The 17,106-nt window shown below is 65.7% G+C and carries 13 protein-coding genes, 3 pseudogenes and 1 riboswitch; of the genes and pseudogenes, 7 read left to right on the forward strand and 9 right to left on the reverse strand.

What is annotated here, in order from left to right; translation table 11 throughout:
• The 6 genes and pseudogenes from glyA to SB786_RS33930 form a co-directional block, all read right to left on the reverse strand.
• Positions 1–143: pseudogene (gene glyA, locus SB786_RS33905) on the reverse strand (serine hydroxymethyltransferase); the annotation flags it as partial.
• A 318-nt stretch (positions 144–461) separates the two neighbouring features.
• A pseudogene (locus SB786_RS33910) lies at positions 462–557 on the reverse strand (oxidoreductase); the annotation flags it as partial.
• Positions 558–690: 133 nt separating this feature from the next.
• On the reverse strand, positions 691–1,119 hold the full coding sequence (locus SB786_RS33915) for a 2-oxoglutarate dehydrogenase (RefSeq protein WP_410731262.1): 429 nt from the start codon (positions 1,117–1,119) through the stop codon (positions 691–693).
• Positions 1,120–1,163: 44 nt separating this feature from the next.
• Positions 1,164–3,014 (reverse strand): S10 family serine carboxypeptidase-like protein, encoded by a 1,851-nt coding sequence (locus SB786_RS33920; RefSeq protein WP_410731263.1) that lies wholly within the window; start codon positions 3,012–3,014, stop codon positions 1,164–1,166.
• An 813-nt stretch (positions 3,015–3,827) separates the two neighbouring features.
• The gene (locus SB786_RS33925) at positions 3,828–5,642 is read right to left on the reverse strand and encodes an ExeM/NucH family extracellular endonuclease (protein ID WP_410731264.1); all 1,815 of its coding nucleotides are present in this window, start codon (positions 5,640–5,642) and stop codon (positions 3,828–3,830) included.
• 208 nt (positions 5,643–5,850) lie between these two features.
• A pseudogene (locus SB786_RS33930) lies at positions 5,851–6,286 on the reverse strand (CopD family protein); the annotation flags it as partial.
• A gap of 136 nt (positions 6,287–6,422) precedes the next feature.
• Positions 6,423–6,599: riboswitch (yybP-ykoY riboswitch) on the forward strand.
• Positions 6,600–6,669: 70 nt separating this feature from the next.
• Here SB786_RS33930 and SB786_RS33935 point away from each other — a divergent pair.
• The 4 genes from SB786_RS33935 (at position 6,670) to SB786_RS33950 (ending at position 10,254) form a co-directional block, all read left to right on the forward strand.
• The gene (locus SB786_RS33935; RefSeq protein WP_410731265.1) at positions 6,670–7,680 is read left to right on the forward strand and encodes a sodium:calcium antiporter; all 1,011 of its coding nucleotides are present in this window, start codon (positions 6,670–6,672) and stop codon (positions 7,678–7,680) included.
• Between the two features lie 170 nt (positions 7,681–7,850).
• The gene (locus SB786_RS33940) at positions 7,851–8,219 is read left to right on the forward strand and encodes a hypothetical protein (RefSeq protein WP_410731266.1); all 369 of its coding nucleotides are present in this window, start codon (positions 7,851–7,853) and stop codon (positions 8,217–8,219) included.
• 48 nt (positions 8,220–8,267) lie between these two features.
• Complete coding sequence (locus tag SB786_RS33945; protein ID WP_410731267.1) at positions 8,268–9,128, forward strand: XAC2610-related protein; 861 nt, start codon at positions 8,268–8,270, stop codon at positions 9,126–9,128.
• A 289-nt stretch (positions 9,129–9,417) separates the two neighbouring features.
• Positions 9,418–10,254 (forward strand): helix-turn-helix transcriptional regulator, encoded by an 837-nt coding sequence (locus SB786_RS33950; RefSeq protein ID WP_410731268.1) that lies wholly within the window; start codon positions 9,418–9,420, stop codon positions 10,252–10,254.
• 251 nt (positions 10,255–10,505) lie between these two features.
• On the opposite strand, the gene SB786_RS33955 is transcribed toward SB786_RS33950, so the two are convergent.
• Positions 10,506–10,910, reverse strand: a complete 405-nt coding sequence (locus SB786_RS33955) for a nuclear transport factor 2 family protein (protein WP_410731269.1) — start codon at positions 10,908–10,910, stop codon at positions 10,506–10,508.
• A 327-nt stretch (positions 10,911–11,237) separates the two neighbouring features.
• On the opposite strand from SB786_RS33955, the gene SB786_RS33960 reads away from it, so the two are divergent.
• Entirely contained in the window at positions 11,238–11,828 is a 591-nt protein-coding gene (locus SB786_RS33960; protein WP_410731270.1) for a GNAT family N-acetyltransferase, read from the forward strand.
• A 39-nt stretch (positions 11,829–11,867) separates the two neighbouring features.
• On the opposite strand, the gene tam is transcribed toward SB786_RS33960, so the two are convergent.
• Positions 11,868–12,656 (reverse strand): trans-aconitate 2-methyltransferase, encoded by a 789-nt coding sequence (gene tam / locus SB786_RS33965; protein WP_410731271.1) that lies wholly within the window; start codon positions 12,654–12,656, stop codon positions 11,868–11,870.
• A 122-nt stretch (positions 12,657–12,778) separates the two neighbouring features.
• Here tam and SB786_RS33970 point away from each other — a divergent pair, with 122 nt between their 5' ends.
• Complete coding sequence (locus tag SB786_RS33970) at positions 12,779–13,675, forward strand: LysR substrate-binding domain-containing protein (RefSeq protein WP_410731272.1); 897 nt, start codon at positions 12,779–12,781, stop codon at positions 13,673–13,675.
• Between the two features lie 15 nt (positions 13,676–13,690).
• On the opposite strand, the gene SB786_RS33975 is transcribed toward SB786_RS33970, so the two are convergent.
• Positions 13,691–14,125, reverse strand: coding sequence for a GNAT family N-acetyltransferase (locus SB786_RS33975; RefSeq protein WP_410731273.1), 435 nt, complete (start codon positions 14,123–14,125; stop codon positions 13,691–13,693).
• 427 nt (positions 14,126–14,552) lie between these two features.
• Between SB786_RS33975 and SB786_RS33980 the strand changes: the two genes are divergently transcribed.
• The gene (locus SB786_RS33980; RefSeq protein WP_410731287.1) at positions 14,553–17,105 is read left to right on the forward strand and encodes a type VI secretion system Vgr family protein; all 2,553 of its coding nucleotides are present in this window, start codon (positions 14,553–14,555) and stop codon (positions 17,103–17,105) included.
• Position 17,106 lies beyond the last annotated feature (1 nt).

The raw sequence follows: 17,106 nt of genomic DNA on the forward strand, positions 1-17,106 counted from the left end.
TGGGCAGCCATCACGGCCGGGCTCGTGTAGTTTTCCGACGCGATCAACTCGATGTGATCTTCCTGGCGGCGGTTTTCGTCCTGAATGGCAGTCCAGAGTTCGGGATCGACGTTGGCGACGGTGCTGGTAGTGCGATTGAACATGATGATTGATCAGAAGAGAGTGATGGATTGATCCTGCCGGACTTGCCCGGACCCGCGAAGCCGAGCGCCGGAGCGGCGCTCGATGACGTCGACAACCCTGCCGCGTCGCGAAGCCGGCTGAACGGTTACTCGTCATTGCCATTCCAGCAGACGCCACGTCGTTCAGATAGAAGGATTGCGACATTCCGCTAGGACACATCGCGCGGCGACAAGGCCAAAAAAAATCGAAGGTCCGCATCGCTGCGGAATCTTCGACCGAACCTGCCGCTCCCGGAGAGGGCGTGCCTGCCCGTCCGGCTTCTTGCAAATAGGGGGGGCCTAGACGGCGGAAAAACAGTTGTCGACGAACAGCCGGGTGCCGTTGAGGAAGCTCGATTCGTCAGACGCAAGGAACAGCGCGGCCGCGGCCACTTCCGAACTTCCATGAAGAAGGCCGCGGCCGAACATGCGCCGCGGCAGGTTGAACGCAGGTCGCCGCCGCGGTTGGGCGGGCGGCCGGCACCGAACCGGCACCGACCGCCCTCCCGCGCACGAACTCGCTACACCGTCACTCCTGCTGTTCCTGCTGTGCCTGCACCTGCCGCTGCTGGATGAACTGCCGCACATCGCTCATCGTCACGCGACCGGTGTGTTTCGCATCGATCTCGTCGAAGTGCTTCGCGACGAACCCCAGCCCGCTGCTCTGCGCCTGCGCTTTCGTCACCGCCGCGCCGTTGCCCAGCACCGTGTTGCCGCCGAGCCGGGCGTCGACGCGCTTCTGCGCCTGCTGCTGCAGCGTCGCGCCGGTCGACGGTAATACCGGCGCCACGCGGGTCGACGGAAAGAACGGACCGTCGACGCCGTGGCCGCCGTGCGGCAGCTTCACCGGCGCCACCGCCTGCGGCGGCAGCGCACGGGCTGCGCTCATCACCGCACCGAGGACGATCAACGAACACATACGTCGCATCAAATTGATTGGAGACATGATCACTCGCATTCAATGGATGAATAGAGGGTTCCTTTTCACAAGGAGTCCGTCGTTTACGGTGCCGCTGCCAGCGAAGTCGAGGCCGTCGCGCCCGGCGCGCTGCCGGTCGGCGTGCCGGCCGGATTCTCGTCCGGCCACGGCGGCGGCAGGGTCCTCAGCGTCAGCGCCGTCGGAATCCGCGCCCCCTTGTAGAACGTCGCCAAGTCGCGCTTCATCTGCGGACGCGCCACGTCATCCAGATACGTCATGTGTCCGCCCTGGAAGAAGTTCACCTGCAACTTCGGATTCAGGCCCTTCACCGTCTGCAAACGGGCGAGCTGCTTCTCCGTGTTGAAGAACGGCGTGGCCAGATCGTGGAGGCCGTTCTCCGCAAGCACCTGGAGCTTCGGATTGAGCTGCAGCGCGCCGAGCAGATCGGGGATCGTGTCCGGCATCGGCTGGCCGTCATGCGAGAAGTCCCACACCTGGATGATGTTGTCGTTCAACGGCAGGTAGGTCGCGTTCGGCGCGGTGTAGCCCAGGTAGTCGGGCATCTGCGTCGCGAGCGCGTTCGTGAACGGCTGCGAGATCAGGATGTCCGACGGGTCGCCGTCCGTCTGCAGCCGCGGATCGCTGTTCGGCAACGACACGCGTCCGTCGTAGCGGCCGATCGTCGTGCCGGGCACCAGATTCGTGCCGAACGGGTTCGCGTTGAAGTAGTCGCGCAGCGCCTGTTGCGTCAGGCTCGATGGGATCGACCACAGCTTCAGCGTCGCATCGCTCGGGAACACCGGCGTGCCGAGCGCATCCGGAATGCCGAGCTGGCTCAGCACCCACGACTGCGAGTACTTCTGCAGCTGGTTGTAGATCAGCGTCGTGAACAGTTCGGTCTGTAGTGCGTACAAAAATGGATTGACCGGCGCCGGCGACACCTGGTTGAAGTACGCCGCGACCGCCGCATAGCCGGGCAGATAGCCGGCCACGGTATCGGTGTCGAGCAGCAGCCCTTCGGTCGACTGCGTGATCGCCACCGCCTCCACCGCATCCGCGAAGTAGTTCAGGATCGCCGACTGCAGCACGATACCCGTCAGGTGCACGCCGGCCGATTCGAGCGCCAGCGCGAGCATGTCGGTGCGCGGCGTGCCGTACGATTCGCCGTACAGGTAGATCGGCGACGTGCCGCGGCCGTTCACGTTCAGGTAGCGCTGGATGAAGTCGCGCATGATGTTGACGTCCGCATCGGAGCCCCAGTACTTCTGGTTGGTGTTCGGCAACACGGCTTCCGACAGCCCGGTTCCCGGCGGGTCGATGAACACGAGGTCGGTCGTGTCGATCAGGCTTTCCGTGTTGTCGACGAGCGGATAGTTCGGCCAGTTGTCGCCGAACAGCGGATCGGGCGTCGCGACGCGCGTCGGCGCGAACGAGCCGAGCCGCAGCCAGATCGACGACGAGCCGGGGCCGCCGTTATAGACGAACGTGACGGGCCGCGGCTTGCCGTTCGTGCTCGGCGCGGTGTACGCGACATACGACATTGACGCTTCCGCGTTGCCGTTCGCGTCCTGCGCGGTCAGGTGGCCGGTGGTCGTCGTGTAGTTGACCGTCGTGCCGCCGGATTTCCACTGGTAATGCATGACCGCGGCCTTCTCCGACACCTGCGCGGCCGCGAGGCCGTCGGTCGCGTTCATCGAATAGGCAACGGGGTCGACGTAAGGCTGGTTCGCCGCGGGCGTCCGATTGCCGGCCGCCTGCTGCGCACTGACCTGCGCGCTGGCGGCGGCCTGCGCGAGGCTCGACGCGCCGACCGACGACGAATCGTCGCCGCCGCAGCTCACGAGCACCATGGTCAAGACGGTCAATGCGCCTAGCCCGGCCAGCCGGCCGCGGCGTTCGCGGCGGCTGCCGGTACTGCTCCTGTCTGGTTGCATGCCTCTGTCCTTGTGTTGGGTCGAATATCGCTTCACACACAGGCCGCCATCGCCGGCGACAAACGCGCAGGCATACCCGCCACTCGCGTTGCACGATCGGCAGACGGCGGTTGGGGATTGGACTTCTTCGAGAGACTGAACTTGATACAGACACAGCAAACTGCTGGCGGAGAATGATGCGGGAACGCCGCCCCCTTTGCAGTTTTGACGACTTTTGTATTACCTAAATTTACGACAGAACAAAAATAGGCGGTGTTGCGCCGCGTTGTCAAAGATCATTCCGATATTAAAAAATCTCCGATAATGCAAACGGAGATCAGTGTCTGGCATTTGAAAGAAAACACGATTGTTCGCATCCGGGCCGCCATCCGAGTGGTTTTCCCCGGAATGCCGCGGCTTTGTCGCACGTCGCACAACCCTTTGCGGGCAGTGGCCGTGCGCACGGGACGCCTTCAAATCGACAGGGTTATTCTTTCATTTTAATTACCCGAAGCCGATTGACGTAAATTGCTGAATAAAACCCGGCTCTATCCACGAAATACCGATTTCGAGGACTTTCAGGATATGCGGCGGAATTATTTACCCGATATCGCAATAAAGCCGCACGGCTGCGCTGAACGGCATGGATGCGTGATTCACGGCAGGCGATCTTTCGCGTGGCGCATTCGAGCTTGCATTGCGGCGATCGCGAATGGCGCACGTGATGCGAAGGGCGTGGAGAGGCCGCGCGAGCGAGCGGCGACGCCCCCGCTCACGCGACGACGTGCGGCGGCCGCACGCCGTCGCTCGAACGCTCGAACGCTCGAGCAGCGATCAGCGCCCGCCGCCCGGCAGCGCGATATCGATCAGCACCGGATCGTGATCCGACGAGCGATACGCATCCGGCGCGTAGTACGTCTTCTGCTGCTCGGTCGACTTGTACGCGAGCGTGTACTGCAGCGCGAGCGGCTCATCTGCGTTGATGTGCCATTCGTGCACGGCCTTTACGTGCGACGCGAGCGGCAGCGACGCGAGCGCGTGATCGAGGTAGCCGGCTTCGCCGTTGTACACGTAGCTGTACGCATTGGCGCCGATCCAGCGCGACACGAGGTTGCGGTAGCCGCGCGATTCGAGCAGGCGGATCGGGTCTTCATACGTGTAGCTGTTGAAGTCGCCGATCAGCAGCGTGCCCTGCCCCGCGACGCCCGTCGGCGTGCCCGCGAGCCAGTCGGCCAGCTTCGCCGCCGCGCGCGTGCGCGTCGGGTTCCAGCAGCCCTGGCCGTCGCCCTGGTCGAGGTCGTCGTTCGCCGCGTCCGGGCAGTTCTTCGACTTCAGGTGGTTGACCGCGATCGTCAGCGCCTGCTTGTTGCCGCCGACTCGACGGAACGACTGCGCGAGCGGCTGGCGGTTCTTGTCGTCGATCGCGAGCGTCGACGCGCGGCCGACCGGTTCGACCGCGCGGCTGTCGTAGATCATCGCGACCGTGATCGCGTCGCCGCCGAGGCGCGACGTGCCCGGATCGACCACGCGCCAGTTGCTGCCGAGCTTCGCCGCGAGCTGGCGCACCGCGCTCAGTTCGCCGTAGCCGTTGTTCTGGATTTCCATCAGGCCGATCACGTCGGCGTCGAGCGCCTTCAGTGCGCTGACGATCTTTGCTTCCTGACGCTGGAATTCCGGGTAGTTCTTCGCGCCGCGGTTGTTCGGATCGTCGAAGCCGCCGCCCATGCCGTTGCCGTTGAAGTAGTTGAGGACGTTGAACGACGCGACGCGCAGGTTCGATTTCGGATCGCGTGCCGGCGCGTTGGCGCGCGGGTTCGAACGCGTGTCGAACGCCGGCGCGGCCGCGCCGGGCAGCGGCTGCACGCGCCATGCGCCGTAGCGCACCTCGAGCACGCCTTCGACGTTCCGCACAGTGTAGCCCGAGCGCAGCGTGTTCGCGGCCGACAGTTCCGGCGCCGGATACGGCACGCTCGCCGGGTTCTGCTTGTTCGAGCCGTCGTCGAGGATCAGCCGGTTGCGTGCGTTCGCATCGATCTGCGTCTGCGCCTGCGACGGCGGCACCACGCTCGTTGGCGTGCGCAGCCGGCCGTTGCTCAGCATCGTGCTGCCGTAGCGGCCGAGCTCGTAGTTGTCGGTGACGGTGAGCGTCTGCGGCAGGCGCACCAGCATCCCTTCATACGCGGCGAACGTGTTCGGGCTGTCGACCGGCAGCGTGAGCGTCGCGGGCGTGACCGTCTGGCCGTTCGCGCACACCGCGATCGCGCCCGACAGCGTGAGCTGCGTCTGCCCGTATTTCTCGTCGACCTTGCCCGTCACGTGGACGAGATCGCCCGCCTTCGCGCGCACTTTCGGCGCATAGACGAACAGCCCTTCCGACACGCCCGGCTGGTTGCGGCGCTGCGGGTCGGCCTGCTGGACGAAGAAGCCGCCAAAGCCGTCCGTGCCGCCGAAATCGGCCGTGACGACCGCCTCGATCGACACATTCTGGCCGGCGAGCGGCGACGGCGCGCCCGGCCCCTGGATGTCGGCGATCGGCGTCGTGCTGCCGCCGCAGTTCGGGCTGACGGGGGCGGCGCTCGCCGCGAACACCGGGGCGGCAAGCGTGGGCAGCAGCAATAGCGGGGCAAACAGGCGGATTGTCGAGCGCATGGCGGGGAATCCCGGTTGTGAGGGTGGCGAAAGCTTAGCGGCGCTCGGTGACAGTTTTTGGTAACCCGACGACAGGCATATGTAATTACCGGTATCGCCGCGCCATTGCGATCGGCCGCGCGCTCGCGGTCGGCAAGCGGGAAATCGTCCGACACGCGCCGGCCCCGGTCCAACGATTTCCCGCTACCTGCTTTGCGATCCAGCCGCGCTAGACCGTCCCCGGCAACGCACTCGACACGAGCACGGCCGCCACCATCAGCACGCCGGCGAGCACGACCGCCTCGATCCGCAGCACCGCGCCGAACCCGCGCAACGCGATGACCGGCATCGCGCCCGCCGGATCCTTCAGCGCGGCCAGCAGCTTCGGCATCCCGAAGAACCGGTTGTGTCCGCCGAGCGCCGCCGGGATCAGCACGAGCGCGAGCTTGAGCAGCAGGATGTGCCCGCACGTCGATGCGAGCAGGTTGTCCGTCGTATCGACGCCGCGCCACCCGTTGTATGCACCGGTCGCGAACAGCACGGCCAGTGCAACCGTCGACGCATCGGCGAGCGATTGCACGAACGACGCGCCGGTCGCGCGCTCGCTCGCGCGCGGGCATCCCGGCGAATCGCGGCATCACGCCGTACGCCGTCACGAGCACGAACATCGCGCGCCCGCACCACCGAGGAATAACGAAGCGCTGATCGATTCGAACATCGAGGATGTCGCTCGCCTTGCCTTTCCGAATGAAAGGGCGTGACCGCACAAGCTTGCCGAAAGCGGCCGGCTCGGCTAGACTGCCCTTCGTCTTTGGGGAGTAGCCTGCTTTCCATCCCCCGGAAAGCGAACACGTCAACATACTCGGCCTGCGGCCGTGGCGCGTTCGGCCGAATCGGTCTGGCGAGACCATCGACGCATCGCGCCGTTCCTGGTCGGACGTCGGCAGATGCGTCATGGTTCGTCCACGTCCGACCACGGAGTCCCCATGTTCCTTCTTGCCTTCCCTTCGCGTTTCATGAGTGCCATGCCTGCCTGCGGAGGTGCCGCATGACGTTGATGCTCGTCGAACTGGCGTTCATGCTGATCGTCATCCTGATTGCCGCCGAGTTCTTCACGAATGCGCTCGAACATCTCGGTGAACGGCTGAAGATTTCCGAAGGCGTCACCGGTTCGCTGTTCGCGGCCGTCGGCACCGCGCTACCCGAAACGATGGTGCCGCTGCTCGCGCTCGCGGGCGGCACGTCGAATGCGGCCGTGAACGAGGAAATCGGCGTCGGCGCGATTCTCGGCGCGCCGCTGATGCTCGCAACGCTGACGACCTTCCTGATGACGATCGCCGTGATCCGCTCGCGCGGCCTCACCGGCACGATCAAGCCCGAGCGCACCGGCTTCGTGCGCGACCTGAACTACTTCATCGCCGCGTTCGCGCTCGCCACCGTCGCGATGTTCGTCCCGCATCACGTGTGGGGCGTCCGCGCGCTGCTCGCCGCGATGCTGGTCGGCATCTACGTGCTGTATGTCGTGATGACGTTCCGCGCGTCGACGCAGCTCGTCGATGCCGGGCACGGCACCGAAGCGCCGCATGCGATGTTCCTGTCGCGCGTCGGGCTGCCGACCAACCTCGCGACCATCGCGCTGCAGCTCGCGATCGGCGTCGCACTGCTCGTCGGCGGTGCGAAGGGCTTCATTCACGGCGTCGAAGGCGTGTCGCAGGTGCTCGGCATCTCCGCGCTGCTGCTGTCGCTGATCATCGTGCCGATCGCGACGGAGTTGCCCGAGAAGGTCAACAGCGTGCTGTGGATCCGCCGCAAGAAAGACACGCTTGCGTTCGGCAACATCACCGGCGCGATGGTGTTCCAGGGCACGCTGCTGCCGGCGATCGGCATCATGCTGACGCCGTGGGAGCCGCGCCCCGAAGTGCTGACCGGCGTGATCATCACGCTCGCGGCGGCGGCCTGGCTGCGCGTCAATGCCCGTGCGCACGGGCTCGCGATCTGGGCGTTGCTTGCGAACGGGGTTGGGTACGTCGGCTATCTGTTCGTGACGCTGACGCGCTGAGTCCGCCGGCCGTGCCGGTGACAACCTGCGCGTCGCGGCCCGCTTCGCGCGACACGATGCGGATGCGCATGCTCGGCGGCCGCGCGCCGCGGCGGCTCGTGTCGCATCTGCTCGACGGGCCAAAGCGCTTCGGCGCCCTGCCTCGATAACCCCACATCGAGAGAAACCTCATGGAACTACACGCCACCGTCGGCGCGGCCACGTCCGACATCGACGACGATGAAAGCTGCGCGAACCTCTATTGCCACGACGCGGAGCAGAACTATTGCTTCTCGCTGCTGCGCTTTCCGGAGGAAACGACGATCGAAGTGATGGTGCGCGACCAGCTCACCGCGCACGTGAACGATCTGTCGGTGCGTCTTACGGACGACTCGATCGACGTCGAGCTCGACGCACGTACCGCCGCGCGTCTCGACGGCAATACGCATTACGTGATCCGTCTCGCGCCCGGCGAACACGATCCCGTCGCGCTGCGCGCCGCGCTGAAGGAAATCTTCGACGGCAAGAGCGGGTATCGCGACGACAGCGCAGGCGCGTAAGCCGGCCGGCTCGACACACCATCCAGCCCACGCGTTCGAACTCCGCTCATGACACGCACCTCGCGATTCCAACCGCTGCTCCGCCGCTGCGCGCTGCTGATCGCGTGCTGCGCGTCGGCGGCCGCCGCGCATGCGGCCAAACCGCTGCTCACGTTCAAGGTCGACGACGCCGTCACGGCTCGTGTCGAACACGCCGACGGCGCGCGCATCACGATCCGCTTCCTGCCGAGCGGCAAAACGCAGGTGCTCGACGTCGGCGTCTCCGACGAGGAAGGCCACTACCGGCTTGCGTCCGACGACTACAACTTCGACGGCCACCGCGATCTCGCCGCCCATGCGCTACTCGGGATGGTCAACGAGCGCTACGGCATCTTCCTGTACGATGCCGCGCATCAGCGGTTCGAGCCGCTGAGCCTGCCGGCGGCCAGCATGCCGCACGGCAACTGCGACGATCTGATCAACGTCCAGGCGAAGCCGAACGAGCGCACGCTGTACAGCTCGTGCCGGGGCGGGCCGATCTGGTACACCGACGCCTACCGCTTCGACGGCAACGGCCGGATGTATCTCCATCAGTCAAGCGAAGCGATTCCCGACGATCTGCGCGAACTGTTCGACGGCGACTCGGGCCCGTCGTCGATGCTGCTGACCTATGACGCGCACGGCAAGCGCGTATCGCGCCGCCCCGACGCATACGGCGGCGGCAAGGTCACGTTCAAGGTGCGCCCGGCGCGCCTGCCGTTGCACGACGCGATGAACGACGCGCCGACGCGCCGCTATGTCGTCGCCGGCGATACGCTCGAACTGATCGACGCCAGCGCCGACTTCCAGTGGCTGAAGGTGCTGTATCGCAATCCGCGCGGCGATCGTTCGCAGGGCTGGGTCAGCGCGAAGGAAGCGACCGGCGGCTGATTCCGCGTCACGGCCTCGTGTTCTCCGCGTTCGGCTGGACCAGGATCGGGATCGTCGCCGCCCGACGCTGTCCGCGGTCACGCGTCATCTCGCCGTTCCACTCGATGTCGGCGTCGCGTTCCACGTCGGTCGTCGTTACCCATTTATACTGCCCCGGTATGCCCCCTTCGTTGGGGCAAGCCGCGTTTTCCGGGGCAGGACGGCTGACAACCCACCTGCCGGTATTTCCAATGAATGACGTTTCGGCTTCGGACGCTAACATCGCGCCGGATTTTCATCGCGGAACCGCATGCTGCTCGACGTGAACCCCTCCCACCGCGACACCGATCGCTTCAACGTGTCGTTCAAGGCGCTCGGCGAATTGATCGAGACGGTCGGCACGCCGCACTTCGTGCCGCGTCTCGCGCAACTGCTGAACGACGTGGTGCCGCTCGACGTCGCGCACGTCGAACGCTCGCGCGTCGACGGCGCGATGCCGACCGGCTACCGCTGCGAATGGATCGGCAGCAGCGGCATCGGCGCGGAGACTGATACCGCAGAAATCTCCGACGTGATGACGCTCTACTACGAGCGCTTTCTCGACAGCGATCCGCTATTCGCGGGGCTGCGCGGCAAGACGGGCACGATGCTCGTCGTGCGCGACATCGCGGCGATCCCGCCCGGTGAGTTCCGCCAACGTCTGTTCGACGACGTGCGTATCGGCCACGAATGCGTGCTCGCGCGCGGCACCCGCTATGCGCAGCATTCGATCGCGCTTGAACGCGGCCGCGACCGTCCGCCGTTCACGCTCGCCGAGATGAGCCGCTTTCGCAGCATCAGCGACGTGCTGTTCCCGCTGCTCGAGCTGCACGCGTCGACCACCGCCGCGCGGCGCATCGCGCATCCGACGCCCGAAGTGCATCCGCTCGCGCAGTTCGATGCGCGGATCGCGGCCGACGGCGTGAAGCTGTCGAAGCGCGAATACGAAACCTGCAAGCATCTGATCTCCGGCAAGACCGTGCCGGAGACCGCCGAGATCCTCGGCGTGCGGGTCGCGTCGGCCGAGTCGTACGTGAAGCGCGCGTTCGCGAAGCTCGGCGTGCGCACGAAGCGCGAGCTCGCCGCATGGGGCGCGATCGCCAACTGAGCGCGCCCGCTGACGCGGTTGCGCCGCGTCGACGCGGCCGCGCCATGCGCATTGAGATCCGTCGATGTAAACGTTGTGACTTCAAGATCTTCGCGCCCGCGTTCTCCTCTACCATCGACCGATCGTTTTTCACCGTGCGTGCGGCTATCAGGCACTGCGCCACGCGATGCGGGCGATCGATTGACCGGGGCGGCCGTTCGGGCCGTTGGCGACGACCGGGGTTCCTCGGCAGCCGGCTGCGCGCGCCGCCGTCAGTAACGATGTGCGGCCGCTTCGGCAGCGGTATCGTGGTACTCGGCAAACTTCGTGATCTTCCCGCCTTCGATCGTGAACAGGTGCACCCAGTCGTCCTCGTACGTGCGCCCGGTCGACACGACATGCCAGCGCTGCGTGCCGAGCACGACGACCCGGTTGCCGCTGGCGATGAACTCGAGCGGCTCGAACCGTTCCGCGGTCTGCGTCGACGCAAGCGCAGCAAAGAACGTCGCGACCTCCCGCAGCCCGCGTCTCCTGCCGACGAATGGTACGACGTCAGCCGGCCCCGGGATGAACCAGTCGATGTTTTCGGACAGCGTCTGCAGGACGCCGCCGATATCGCCTCTGCCGAACGCCGCATACGCCTCTTGCACCAGTTGCACATTGCTTTGCCCGCTCATCGCACCCTCCCGCCATCGCCGGTTCGCCGCGTTGCGGCGCGGAAATCCGGCCGCAGACAATTCAGCATAGTCGAACCGCGGGACGGCACGCATAGGGTTCGCGAGCAATCGGATGGGTCGAGTTGTCATCAAGTGGCAAACCATTATTCGGATTCCCGTCTACCTTCTTTCACGGGCGCGTGCAGCGCCGGCAAGAAATCTCGATCCGATGGTGACAAGCGACGTGCTGCGGGGTCCGCACCGATATCCCGCATAATCGGGCGTTGAACGGCGCCGCGGGGGGAAGGCATTGTGCGAGCGCCGCAAATCGAGACAGGACACCGACACATGGACCGAGCCGAGCACATCAGCATCGAACAGGCGGTCGATCTGCCCGCCGACGAACTGAACGGATGCGACTTCTCGTTCGAGATCGCGTGGGAACTGAACGCGCCGTACCGGGATCTGCTCGATTTGCGCGCGCTGCCCGTGCGCCGCAAGGACTACGGCTTCGACCCGGCCGGCTGGGCGCGCGAGGCGTGCGGCGGCACCGCGCTGTTCCGCGCGAGCGCGGGCGGGCGCCTCGCGGGATTCGTCGCGATCACCGAAAGCTGGAACGGGATGGCCGAGATCGCGGAACTCGCGGTCGATCGCGCGTGCCGACGGCAAGGGATTGGCCAGTTCCTGCTGGCGGCCGCGGAAGCGTGGGCACGCAGCCGCGGGTTCGGCTTCATGCGGCTGGAAACGCAGGCGAACAACGTCGCGGCCTGCTGCACGTACGCCCGCGCGGGCTTCGTCGTGGGTGGCCACGACCGCTTCCTGTACGCCGACGGCGTGAACGACGGCGAAGTCGCGCTGTTCTGGTACAAGGATTTGCGCGACGGGCAGACCGCGAAGAGCCGGACCGTCGATCCGGAATCGATGCGGCCGCTGGCCTGACGTGCAATCGCTCGCCGCGCCGACTGTCGTCCTACTTGTTCATGACTTCCGCGTCGCGACGATGAACAGCCGCGGGAACGGCAACAGCACGGTGCCGTCGTCGAGCACCGGATAGCCGCTCGGTCCCGCGAGCGCATCGCGATAGCGCGTGATGAACGCGTCGCGCTCGCGGTCGTCCAGCGCCGCGAGGAACGGCCGCAGCGCGCTGCCCTTGAACCATTCGACGACCGCATCGGCGCCGCCGCTCAGCGGATGATAGTAAGTCGTGCGCCATACATCGACGCGCGAACACATCGGCGACAGCAGCGCGTAGTAGTACCGTGCATCGAACCGCTCGGTGCGCGCGGCGTCTTTCAGCTTGCCCGCCCACGGCCCGGCCGCGGCGACTTCGCGCATCAGCCGGTGGGCGGGTTCGTCGAGGTTGTCCGGCATCTGCACCGCGAGATGGCCGCCCGGCGCGAGCCAGCCAACGAGTGACGGAAACAGCGTGTCGTGCGCCGGCACCCACTGCAGCACCGCGTTCGACAGGATCAGGTCGTAGCCGCCCGGATCGTCCCAGGTGGAAACGTCCGCCAGATCGAAACGCAGCGCCGGCAGGCGCTCGCGCGCAGCCGCGATCATGTCCGGCGACGCGTCGATGCCACGGACCGTCGCGTCGGGCGCACGCGCGATCAGCGCCTCGGTCGAATTGCCTGGCCCGCAGCCGATGTCGATCGCGGTACGGATCGGCGTATCGGGCACCGCGGCCAGCAGGTCGCGGACAGGCCGCGTGCGTTCGTCTTCGAATCGCACGTACTGTCTCGCGTATTGATCGAGTGGGGTCGTCACGGTAGGCCTCCTGGTCGGCGTGGACGGCGTCGGGATATCGACAGCCGTCGATGCAGCACATTCTGCGATCTCGGCGTTCGTCAGTAAAATGAATTCAATATCGCTATTGATTCATATTTCTGATGAAGATCGATACGCTTGGTGTCCAGGCTTTCGTCGCGATCGCCGATGGCGGCAGCTTCAGGCAGGCCGCCGACACGCTGCACGTCACGCAAACGGCGATCACGCAACGGCTGCGCAAGCTCGAGTCGTTTCTCGGCGTCGCGCTGGTCGAGCGCACGACGCGCCGCACCACCCTCACCGAAATCGGCCGACGTTTCCTGCCGCAGGCGCGCCGGCTGCTGAACGAGCTGTCGGATGCGCTGACCGAAATCCGCGAAACAGGCCTGAGCCAGCGCGGCGACGTGACGATCGCGTGCGTGCCGACGGTCGGCGTGCAGTATCTCCCCCGCATTCTGCGCGCGTTCTCCGGGCACCGGCCGCACGATCGCGTGAAGATCCTCGATCATGCATCGGCGTCGGTGCTGCAAGCCGTGCTGCGGCGTGAAGCGGAATTCGGAATCAGCATCGCCGGCGACCAGCATCCCGAACTCGTCAGCGTGCCGCTCACGCATGATCCGTACGTGCTCGTCTGCCGCGACGATCATCCGCTCGCGAAGCGGCGGCGGATCCGCTGGGCGGCGCTGCAGCCGCATCCGCTGATCTTTGCGGGCGAGGTGAGCGGGAATCGCGGGCTCCTCGACGGTGCGCTGAAAACGAGCGGCGTGTCGCTGCATTCGTTCTACGAGGTGCAGCGCAGTTCGACCGCGCTCGGGCTCGTCGCGGAAGGTCTTGGCGCGGCCGTGGTGCCGAGGCTCGCGATCCAGAAGAACGCGTATCCGATGATCCGCACGATCGAGCTCGTCGAACCGTCGGTGTCGCGCATGCTCGTGCTGGTCAAGCGCAAGGCCGCGCAGTTGTCGCCCGCCGCGCAGGCGCTGTACGACATGATCGCCGAGCGCGCGACGCCGAGGCGGTGACTCGGGCAACTGCGTTCAAAGCGTCTTGACCATGAACACGCGCGCCGCGCCTTCCGGCTCGCACGGCACTTCGCCGAATACCTCGTACCCGTGCTTCCGGTAGAAATCCGGCGCCTGGAACGTGATCGTGTAAAGCACCGCACGAGCGCAGCCGCGCCGCTTCGCCTCCGCTTCGGCGTCGCGCAGCAGCCGGCTGCCGAAGCCGCCACCGCGCAGCGATTCCGGCAGGTAGAAGAGATCGATGAAGAACAGGCCGAGCGACGTCCGGCCGGTGAGACCGCCCAATACCTCGCCGGTCACGGGATCGGTCACGTAGACGTCGAGCGCCGCCGTGTCGGCGCGGCCCGTCATCGCGTGGTTGAATTCGCCGAGCTTGCGGTTGATGAAGTCGCGGGCGGCTGGCTGTTCGGTGTCGGTCAGCTGAAGGGAAACGGCGGGATGCGCGGTCATGAAATGAAGGCGTGCGTGAATGGACGGCCGGACCTGCGGAGCGTCCGCAACCGGTGTCGCACGACTATAGCGCGTCAGGCGTTTGCGCGACGAGCCGGCCCTGCGGGCGCGCGGGAATCGGCAATGATCGAGATCGTGCGCCGCGCGGATCTTGCGACGCTGCTACCCCCAACGACCGCCCCGAGCATGAATCTCGTCGCCGTGGCGCTGGGAACCAGCGGTGCCGCGGCGTACGGCCCTGTACGTGAGAGGCCGCCGGTGTCGCCGGCTCCCAACGCGGACGCGATATAGGTCCCCAATAAATCCGATGGATTTGATACCGAAATGGTGCGAGTTGTCCGGTAAAATCGCCTACCGAGAGTATTCATACGACAAATGCGACGATAAAGTCGCCAACTCATCGTTCTCGATCCAAGAGGGCACGACGATGAATTCACAAGAACTTGTTCGCGCAATCGCCGGCGGCCTGTTTCAGCACGGTCGTCTGCTCAAGCTCGATACACCGCTGGGCGATAATGTGCTGCTGCCCCAGACCGTCCACGGCGCGTCGCGGCTCGGCCGCGAATTCGCATTGACGGTCGACGCCATCTCGACTCGCGACAACATCGAACTGAAAAAGCTGATCGCGCAGCCCGTCACGCTGTGGATCCAACAGCAAGGCGACACCTACCTGCCGTGGCATGGCTATGTGCAGACCGCGCGTCGGCTCGGCTTCGACGGCGGCATCACCGCATACCAGATTCGCTTCATGTCGTGGCTCGGGTTTCTCCGCTACCGCCGCGACCAGCGCATCTGGCAGGACCGCACCGCCGACGACATCATTACCGACGTATTCGACCAGCATGCGCAAGCCGGCGGCATGTTCCGTTTCGCGCTCTCCGCACCGCTGCGAAACCGTTCGTTCTGCATGCAATTCGAGGACGACTGGCATTTCGTTCATCGTCTGCTCGAGGATGAAGGCCTGTTCGGCTATTTCGAGCAGGCTCCGGACGGCTCGCACCATACGCTGGTGATCACCGATTCCTTGCACTCGTTGCCAGCCGCCACACCTGCACGCGTGCCATTCCATCGCGCCGCCTCGGGCGACGAGACCCAAGCTCTCGCCGAGTGGTCCAGCACCCGTACACTGCAAAGCAGCCGTTACACGACGCGCACGTTCGACTACAAGTCACCCGGCACCGCGCTCAATCCCAAAAGCACCGACGTCCCGACCAGGCCGGACCAGGGTGAGTTGCCTGATCAGGCCGAGGTCTACACTTACACCGGCGCCTATACGTACGGCCCCCAAGGTGACGGCAACCGTCAGTCGACCATCCGGACGGAAGAATGGGAGTCGCGCGCAAAGCGGTTCCACGGCATCGGCGGCATGCGCGGCATCGATGCGGGCCGGGTGTTCGAACTGACCGACCATCCCGCGCATCCGCCCACCGAACATGACGCCAACCGGTTTGCCGTCGTCGAGACGGTCTGGTGGATCAGGAACAACATTCCGGCCACGCCGTCGCAGTTTCCGCACGGGCTGGCCGCGCGCTTCGGCGCAATGCAGGCACAGCTCGGCGACGCGATCAGCGCGATGACCGTACGCCATACCGACGGCAGCGAGGGTTTCTATCTCGTCGAGGTCGAAGCCCAGCGCCAAGCGGTGCCGTTCCGCAGTCCGTTCGAACATCCGAAGCCCGAGATGCACCTGCAGACCGCAACCGTCGCCGGCCCCAAGGGCGAGGAAGTACATACCGACGAACTGAACCGCATCAAGGTCCGGTTCCACTGGGATCGCCTTAACGAAGGCGGCGACCGCGCATCGTGCTGGCTTCGCGTCGCATCGTCGGACACAGGCGGCGGGTACGGCAGCGTACACGTGCCGCGCATCGGCGAGGAAGTGATTGTCGACTGGATGTCCGGCGACTGCGACCGGCCGATCGTCACGGCCCGTCTCTACAACGGCGCGACCAAACCGCAGTGGCATACCGACGGCCTGCTGTCCGGCTTCCGTTCGAAGGAATACGCGGGCATCGGCTACAACCAGCTCGTGATGGACGACGCAACCGGGCAGAACCGCGCGCAGCTCTACAGCAGCACGGCGAACAGCGCACTGCACATCGGTTATCTGATCGAGCATTCCGGCAATACGCGCGGCGCTTACGTCGGCAGCGGCTTCGACCTGCGGTCCGATGCCTACGGCGCCGTGCGTGCGAGCCAGGGCCTGTACGTCACGACGCATCGGAAGACCGTGTCGAGCCAGCCGCTCGACGTCCGCGAGGCGCAGCAACAGCTCGTCGGCGGCGAAAGCCTGCTCGAATCGTTGTCCGGCGCGAGCGAAGCCCATCAGGCCGACACGCTGCAGCCCGGTCGCGATGCGCTGAAGACGTTTACCGACGCAACGCAGCAGAGCGCGTCCGGCGCGGCTTCGGGCGGACGCACGGCGGGTGGCGGCACCGGCAACGCGAACGCGTTCGCGCAGCCCGTGATGCTGTTCGGCAGTCCGGCCGGCATCGGGATGGCCAGCCAGCAGTCGTTGCAGATGGTCGCGGACAAGCACGTCAACGTCATCAGCGGCCAGAGCACGCACATCGCAGCCGGAAAATCGCTGATCGCGAGCGTAATCTCGTCGGTGAGCCTGTTCGCGCAGAACTCGGGAATCAAGCTGTTTGCCGGCAAGGGCAAGGTCGAGATCCGCGCGCATGACGACGACGTGCAGTTCACTGCGCAGAAGACCGTGAAGGTCGTTGCCGCCACCGCGCAAATCGACATCGCATCGAAGCGGCCGATTCTGTTGACCTCCGGCGGTGCATACATTCGCATCGGTAACGGTAGCATCGAAATCCACGCGCCCGGGAAGGTGGATTTCAAGGGAGGCAACCACAGCTTCTCGGGCCCGACCAGCCTCGACTACCCGCTGCCACGCCTGCCCGAAGGCGTATGTTCGGAATGCCGTCGCAGCGCCGCGAAAATGAAATCCGCACTGACGCCCCGCACATGAA

It is taken from the genome of Burkholderia sp. SIMBA_062 (assembly GCF_046534765.1).
Lineage (GTDB): Bacteria > Pseudomonadota > Gammaproteobacteria > Burkholderiales > Burkholderiaceae > Burkholderia > Burkholderia ambifaria.

Bases quoted from the DNA above. Each gene is read 5' to 3' on its own strand.
- SB786_RS33915 (WP_410731262.1), bottom strand. From the start codon at position 1,119: ATGCGAGTGATCATGTCTCCAATCAATTTGATGCGACGTATGTGTTCG.
- SB786_RS33920 (WP_410731263.1), bottom strand. From the start codon at position 3,014: ATGCAACCAGACAGGAGCAGTACCGGCAGCCGCCGCGAACGCCGCGGC.
- SB786_RS33925 (WP_410731264.1), bottom strand. From the start codon at position 5,642: ATGCGCTCGACAATCCGCCTGTTTGCCCCGCTATTGCTGCTGCCCACG.
- SB786_RS33935 (WP_410731265.1), top strand. From the start codon at position 6,670: ATGACGTTGATGCTCGTCGAACTGGCGTTCATGCTGATCGTCATCCTG.
- SB786_RS33940 (WP_410731266.1), top strand. From the start codon at position 7,851: ATGGAACTACACGCCACCGTCGGCGCGGCCACGTCCGACATCGACGAC.
- SB786_RS33945 (WP_410731267.1), top strand. From the start codon at position 8,268: ATGACACGCACCTCGCGATTCCAACCGCTGCTCCGCCGCTGCGCGCTG.
- SB786_RS33950 (WP_410731268.1), top strand. From the start codon at position 9,418: ATGCTGCTCGACGTGAACCCCTCCCACCGCGACACCGATCGCTTCAAC.
- SB786_RS33955 (WP_410731269.1), bottom strand. From the start codon at position 10,910: ATGAGCGGGCAAAGCAATGTGCAACTGGTGCAAGAGGCGTATGCGGCG.
- SB786_RS33960 (WP_410731270.1), top strand. From the start codon at position 11,238: ATGGACCGAGCCGAGCACATCAGCATCGAACAGGCGGTCGATCTGCCC.
- SB786_RS33970 (WP_410731272.1), top strand. From the start codon at position 12,779: ATGAAGATCGATACGCTTGGTGTCCAGGCTTTCGTCGCGATCGCCGAT.
- SB786_RS33975 (WP_410731273.1), bottom strand. From the start codon at position 14,125: ATGACCGCGCATCCCGCCGTTTCCCTTCAGCTGACCGACACCGAACAG.
- SB786_RS33980 (WP_410731287.1), top strand. From the start codon at position 14,553: ATGAATTCACAAGAACTTGTTCGCGCAATCGCCGGCGGCCTGTTTCAG.